The sequence below is a fragment of the Streptomyces sp. NPDC101490 genome, from assembly GCF_044767145.1.
In the GTDB taxonomy this organism is placed as follows: domain Bacteria; phylum Actinomycetota; class Actinomycetes; order Streptomycetales; family Streptomycetaceae; genus Streptomyces.
In genome coordinates, this window is sequence record NZ_JBIWNI010000003.1 from 489,220 (window position 1) to 495,840 (window position 6,621).

General features: G+C 71.3%; 5 protein-coding genes. All 5 read right to left on the reverse strand.

What is annotated here, in order from left to right:
* Positions 1–63 precede the first annotated feature (63 nt).
* Positions 64–1,767, reverse strand: a complete 1,704-nt coding sequence (locus tag ACIRQY_RS09810; RefSeq protein WP_403923373.1) for a carbohydrate-binding module family 20 domain-containing protein — start codon at positions 1,765–1,767, stop codon at positions 64–66.
* 123 nt (positions 1,768–1,890) lie between these two features.
* Positions 1,891–2,982 (reverse strand): LacI family DNA-binding transcriptional regulator, encoded by a 1,092-nt coding sequence (locus ACIRQY_RS09815; RefSeq protein WP_403923375.1) that lies wholly within the window; start codon positions 2,980–2,982, stop codon positions 1,891–1,893.
* Entirely contained in the window at positions 2,970–4,637 is a 1,668-nt protein-coding gene (locus ACIRQY_RS09820; RefSeq protein WP_351779672.1) for a glycoside hydrolase family 13 protein, read from the reverse strand. The genes ACIRQY_RS09815 and ACIRQY_RS09820 overlap by 13 nt, the downstream gene beginning before the upstream one ends.
* Positions 4,638–4,686: 49 nt before the next feature.
* On the reverse strand, positions 4,687–5,586 hold the full coding sequence (locus tag ACIRQY_RS09825; protein ID WP_403923377.1) for a sugar ABC transporter permease: 900 nt from the start codon (positions 5,584–5,586) through the stop codon (positions 4,687–4,689).
* Positions 5,583–6,620, reverse strand: coding sequence for a carbohydrate ABC transporter permease (locus ACIRQY_RS09830; protein WP_403923379.1), 1,038 nt, complete (start codon positions 6,618–6,620; stop codon positions 5,583–5,585). Before ACIRQY_RS09830 ends, ACIRQY_RS09825 begins: the two co-directional genes overlap by 4 nt.
* Between the last annotated feature and the right edge of the window lies 1 nt (position 6,621).

Below are 6,621 nucleotides of genomic sequence, written 5' to 3' on the forward strand. Positions count from 1 at the left end.
TCCCTGGAGGTACGGGAAAGTGAGGGCCGCCCCGGTCGGGGCGGCCCCTGGGGGCGCGGGGGTTCAGCTCCGGAAGGTGTCGTTCAGGTCGACGCGGCCGGTGGCGGGGACGGTCGCGGTGCGGTTGGCGCCGGACTCCCAGGTGACGTTCCCGGCGGCGTCCTTGCGGAGGTACTTGTACGCGAAGGCGGTGCCGGCGGGGAGGCCGACGGTCAGCTTCCAGACGGGGTAGGCAGCGGGGTCGAGCTTCAGGGCGGCGGCCGGGGACCAGTTGCCGAGTTCGGCGCGGTCGCCGGTGACGTAGACGTCCTGGCCGGGCACGGTGGTGGCGGTGGCGCTGAAGGAGGCGCCGGAGGCGGCCGGAGGGGTGGTGGGCGGGGTGCCGCCGCAGTTGACCGCGTTGACGTGCAGGGCGAGGGCGGTGTTCGCGCCGAGGGTGGCGGTGAACTGGCCGGAGCCGTTGACCGTCACGGGCCTGTTCGACTGCACGTCGCAGTAGGTGCCCGCGGGCAGCGAGGTCTGGAAGGCGCGGGTGAGCGCCGAGGACTCGTGGTTGATCGCCACATAGGCCTTGGAGCCGCGGCCGAACGCGATGGCGTTGTTGCCGTTGTCCCACCAGCCGGTGACGGCCTGGCCGCGCGCGGTGGTGCGGAGGGCGACCATGGAGGAGATCTCGCGCCAGGCGTGCTGGCACTTCCAGCCGTCGGCGTAACAGGCGTTGACCTGGCCGCCGTTGGGCGGTCCCGCGTCCTTGTCGGTCCACTCGTAGCCGGAGTGGACGTCCGGGGAGCCGTAGGGCCAGGCGAGCATGAAGACGGAGGCGAGGGTGTAGTTCGCGCCGTCCTTGTAGGAGAGGGTGTCGCCGCCGCGCTCGGTGTCGTGGTTGTCGACGAAGACGCCGGACTGTCCGGAGGGCATGTAGCCCCAGGCCTCGCCGAAGTTCTTGAGGTAGGCGAGCTTCTCGCCCTGGAAGACGCGCTTGAGGTCGCGGGCGTAGCGGAACTCCTGGACGTCGCCGGTGCCGAGGTACTCGCTCGGGGAGACGGCCTCTCCGGCGCCGAATATCGCCTCCTGCTTCCAGTAGGCGTTCGGGTTGCCCATCCGTGTCTTGATGTCGGCGAGGTCGGCGGCGGGCATGTGCTTGGCGGCGTCGATGCGCAGGCCGTCCACGCCGAGGGAGAGCAGGTCGTTCAGGTAGCCCGCGATCTTCGCGCGGACGTACGGCTCGCCGGTGTCGAGGTCGGGGAGCTGGACCAGTTCGCAGTTCTGGACGTTGGCCCGGTCCTGGTAGGTGGTGATGGAGGCGCGGCAGTCGTCCATGTCGGCGCCGGAGTAGAGGCCCGGGTAGTCGTACTTGGAGAACGGGGTCCCGCCCGTTCCCGTGCCGGAGCCGTTCGCCATGTGGTTGATGACGGCGTCGGCGACGACCTTGACGCCCGCCGCGTGGCAGGTATTGATCATGTTCTTGAAGGCGGTGCGGTCGCCGAGGCGTCCGGCGATCCTGTAGCTGACCGGCTGGTACGAGGTCCACCACTGGGGGCCCTGGAGGTGTTCCTGCGGCGGGGAGACCTGGACGTATCCGTATCCGGCGGGGCCGAGGCGGTCGGTGCACTCCCGGGCGACCGAGGCGAACTTCCACTCGAACATCACCGCGGTGACGTCCTTCTCGCCGGGCGGGACGGCCTGCGCGGGAACGTTTCCCCCGACGGTCACGGCGGCGGCTCCCGCCACGAGGGCGAGTGCGGCGGCCACGGTTCTTCTGGCCATGGTTCCTCCTGTACGACGTCGGTGTCGCAAGAAGTTGCCGAAAGAATCAGCAACTGTTTTCAGCCGTGACCGTACGAGTGCCCCGGCGCCCGGTCAATACTCCGGACGCCCGAACACGACTTGTTACGGGAGGACTTGCGGTGTCCCGGCCGGAGCGGGCACGGGAGGCTGCGCGGTCGACCCCCGGACCACCAGCTCCGGCTGGAAGACGAACTCCGTGCGCTGCACCGGGTTCCCCTCGATCTCCTCCAGGAGCGCGCCCACCGCCGCCGTCGCCATGGCCTGCACGGGCTGGCGCACGGTGGACAGCGGCGGGCTGGTGAACGCGATCAGCGGCGAGTCGTCGAAGCCCACCACGGAGACGTCCCGGGGCACGTCGAGGCCACGGGCCCGGACCGCCCGGACCACCCCGAGCGCCATCAGGTCGGAGCCGCAGACGATGCCGGTGCAGCCCTCGGCGAGCAGGATCTCGGCGGCGGCGTGCCCGCCCTCCACCCCGAACAGGGTGGGCCTGATGAACCGTTCGGCGTCCGCCCGCCCGACGCCGAGCGACTCGTACAGCTCGGCGGTGAAGCCCTCGGCCTTGCGCCGCGAGGGCACGTACCGGGTGGGGCCGATGGCGAGCCCGATGCGCTCATGGCCCAGCTCGACCAGGTGCCGCACGGCCATCCTGGCCGCCGCCCGGTCGTCGGGGGAGACGAAGTTGGCGTCGATCCGTTCGTTGTAGCCGTTGATGAGGACGTACGGAACGCCCCGGGCGCTCAGCCGGGCGTACCGCGACGGATCGGCGGAGGCGTCCGCGTGCAGCCCGGACAGGAACACGATCCCGGCCACCCCGCGCTCCACCAGCTGCTCGACCAGCTCGTCCTCGGTGGCGCCGCCGGGCATCTGGGTGCAGAGCACCGGGGTGTAGCCGTGCCCCGCGAGGACCTGCTCCACGACCTGCGCGAAGGCGGGGAAGATCGGGTTGGTCAGCTCCGGGATCACCAGTCCGACCAGGCCCGCGCTGCGCCGCCTCAGCCGTACGGGACGCTCGTAGCCGAGCACGTCCAGGGCCGCGAGGACCTTGTGCCGGGTCCCGCCCGCGACCCCCGCCTTGCCGTTGAGGACCCGGCTGACGGTGGCCTCGCTGACGCCGGACTGGGCGGCGATGTCCGCGAGCCGAGGGGTGCCGGACCCGGCGCCCCTCGGCAGGGGAACCGTCACACCGCCCACCAGGCGGTGGTGTCGGCGGGCAGGACCGCCGTGCCGTCGACGGTCCCGACCTCCTCGTTGGCAAGGAGGAACCGGCCGGGCAGCGGGACGGAGATGGCCCGGCCGGTGGTGTTGGCGGTGCAGACGAAGCCGTCGCGCCGGAAGACGAGGAGCCCCTCGGGGGCGTCCCGCCACTCGACGGAGTCGCCCGCGCCGAGACCGCGCTGCTCCCGCCGCACGGCGAGCGCGGCACGGTACAGCTCCAGGGTGGAGCCGGGGTCGCCGGTCTGCGCCTCGACGCTCAGCGCTCCCCAGCCCTCGGGCTGCGGCAGCCAGGAGCCGCCCGCGCCGAAGCCGTACGAGCCGCCCTCGACGGTCCACGGGATCGGCACCCGGCAGCCGTCGCGGAAGCCGTCCTGGCCGCTGGCCCGCCAGAACGAGGGGTCCTGCCGGACCTCGTCGGGCAGGTCGGTGACGTCGGGCAGGCCCAGCTCCTCGCCCTGGTAGACGTAGGCCGAGCCGGGCAGCGCCAGCATCAGCAGGGTCGCCGCGCGGGCCCGGCGCAGGCCCAGCGCGCGGTCGCCCGGCTCGCGCAGCTGGGTGCCGAGGCCCGCCGGGTTGGCGAAGCGGGTGGCGTGCCGGGTGACGTCGTGGTTGGAGAGCACCCAGGTGGTGGGGGCGCCGACCGGGCGCATGGCGTCCAGCGACTCGTCGATGACCCGGCGCAGCTCGGCGGCGTCCCAGTGGGTGCCCAGGTACTGGAAGTTGAAGGCCTGGTGCATCTCGTCGGGGCGCACGTAGTTCGCGGTGCGGTCGACGGTGGGGGTCCACGCCTCGGCGACGAGGACGCGCTCGTCGCCGTACTCGGCGAGGATCGTGCGCCAGGAGCGGTAGATCTCGTGGACGCCGTCCTGGTCGAAGAAGGGCATGACGTCGTTGCCGAGCAGCTTCAGCTGGTCGTGGTCGCCGATGTCGGGCAGTCCGGCGGCCTTGACCAGGCCGTGGGCGACGTCGACCCGGAAGCCGTCCACGCCCATGTCGAGCCAGAAGCGCAGGATGGAGCGGAACTCGTCGCGTACGGCGGGGTGTTCCCAGTTGAAGTCGGGCTGCTCCGGGGCGAAGAGGTGCAGGTACCAGTCGCCGGGGGTGCCGTCCGGGTCCTCGGTGCGGGTCCAGGCCGGGCCGCCGAAGATGGACTCCCAGTCGTTGGGCGGCAGTTCGCCGTCCGCGCCCTGGCCGGGGCGGAAGTGGTAGCGCTCGCGCAGCGGCGATCCGGGGCCCTCGCGCAGGGCCCGCTGGAACCACTCGTGGCGGTCGGAGGAGTGGTTGGGGACGAGGTCGACGATGACGCGCAGGCCCAGGTCGTGGGCTTCGCGGAGCACGGCGTCGGCGTCGAGGAGCGAGCCGAACATGGGGTCGATGGACCGGTAGTCGGCGACGTCGTAGCCCGCGTCGGCCTGCGGCGAGGCGTAGAACGGGGAGAGCCAGACGGCGTCGACGCCGAGCTCCTTCAGGTACGGCAGCCGGCCGCGGACGCCCTCCAGGTCGCCCATGCCGTCGCCGTTGCCGTCGGCGAAGCTGCGCGGGTAGACCTGGTAGATCACCGCGTCTCTCCACCAGCCCGTGTGCGTGCCGGTGGTCGGGGCGTCGGCCGGGGTGGCGAGATGCTGGGTCATGTCTTCCCTGAGGGGTAAGGAGGTGCGTACGGAAGGCGTGATCGGGCCGTCAGCCCTTGACGGCACCGGCGGACATGCCGGTGACCAGGTGCCGCTGGGCGAAGAGGAACACCAGGGCGGCGGGGATGGCGATGAGCACGGAGGCCGCGGACATCGGGCCCCACTGGGCGCCGTACTGGTTGACGAACTTCTGCAGTCCGCCGGCCAGGGTGAGGTTCTCGTCGCCGACCATGAAGGCGGAGGCGTAGGCGACCTCGCCCCAGGCGGTGATGAAGGAGTAGAAGGCGGTGACCGCGATGCCGGGCTTGGCGAGCGGCAGGATCAGCCGCCAGAACGTGCCGAACGGGGTGAGTCCGTCGACGTGGCCCGACTCGTCGATCTCGCGCGGGATGCTGTCGAAGAAGCCCTTCATCATCCACGCGCAGAACGGAACGGCGATGGTCAGGTACGTGACGACCAGGCCGACCGGCCGGTTGAGCAGGCCCATCGCCGCCATGATGTTGTAGATCGGCACGATGAGGACGGCGACCGGGAACATCTGGGTGATGAGCAGGGTCCACATCAGACCGCGCTTGCCGGGGAAGCGGAAGCGGCTGACGGCGTAGCCCGTGGTGGCGGCGATGAAGACGCCGATGACCGTGGTGAGACCGGCGACGAGGAGCGAGTTGCCGAACCAGGTGAGGAACGGGGTGTCCCGCAGCAGGTTCGTGTAGTTCTCGAACGTCGTCTCCTTGACGAAGTCCGAGGTCGTCGCGTACTTCGCGGGCTTCAGCGAGGTCAGCAGGACCCACAGCACCGGGAAGACGGCGATCACCGAGGCGATGATCAGGGTGAGGTGCAGTCCGGCCGAGGCCAGCGGCGAACGGCGGCCCCGCACGGGGGTGTTGGCGGCCGGGGCGGTCACGGCCCGGGCGGTGGGGCCGGTGGCGGTGGGGGTCGTGGTGGTCACCAGACTTCTCCCTGCTTGCGGAGGACGCGCCGGTAGATCGCGGCGAAGACCATCAGGAGGACCAGGATCAGGACGCCCCAGGTCGAGGACTGCGCGAAGTCGCGCGGGCTGATCTCGAAGGAGAACTTGTACGCCTGGGTGACGAGGATCTGGGTGGCCTCGCCGGGTCCGCCCCGGGTGAGCAGGAAGATCACCGGGAACATGTTGAAGGTCCAGATGGTGGAGAGCAGAATCACCGTGGTCGACACCGAACTGAGGCCGGGCATCGTGATGTTGCGGAAGCGCTGCCAGGCGTTCGCGCCGTCCATCTCGGCGGCCTCGTACAGCTCGCCGGGGATGGACTGGAGCCCGCCGAGGAGGGCGACCATCATGAACGGGACGCCGAGCCAGACGTTGACGAGGATGACGGAGAACTTGGCCCAGGTCGGGTCGTTGAGCCACGGGACGCCGTCGAGGCCGCCGCCGGTGAGGATCTGGTTGAGCATGCCGCGGCGCTCGTCGTAGAGGAAGCGCCAGGCGAAGACGGAGACGAAGCCGGGGACCGCCCAGGGCAGGATCAGCAGCATCCGGTAGACGGAGCGGCCCGCGATCCTGCGGTTGAGGACGTTGGCGAGGGCCAGGCCCAGGGCGAAGGTGACCGCCACGCAGGAGACGGTCCAGACGACCGTCCAGAGCAGCGTGCCGAGGAACTGGCCGCCGGTGAGCGCGTCGGTGTAGTTGTCCAGACCGATGAACTCGTAGGTGGCCGGGATCTCGTTGACGCCGATCGACCGCGCCACGTTCCGCTCGTTGGCGTCGGTGAACGACAGGTAGACGCCACGGACCAGCGGGTAGCCGATGATCACGCCGAGTACGACCACCACCGGCAGGACCATCGCCCAGGCGTACCAGTAGGTGGAGAAGGAGCGCTTCGCCGCGCGGCGCGGCGTACCAGTTCCGCGGGGGGGGGGGGGGGGGGGGGGGGGGGGGGGGGGGGGGGGGCCGCGCCCGCCCCCCCCCCCGCGCCCCCCGGCGCCCCCGCCCCCCCCCCCCACA

Coding starts and splice junctions, on each gene's coding strand:
- ACIRQY_RS09810 (WP_403923373.1), bottom strand. CDS start 1,767: ATGGCCAGAAGAACCGTGGCCGCCGCACTCGCCCTCGTGGCGGGAGCC.
- ACIRQY_RS09820 (WP_351779672.1), bottom strand. CDS start 4,637: ATGACCCAGCATCTCGCCACCCCGGCCGACGCCCCGACCACCGGCACG.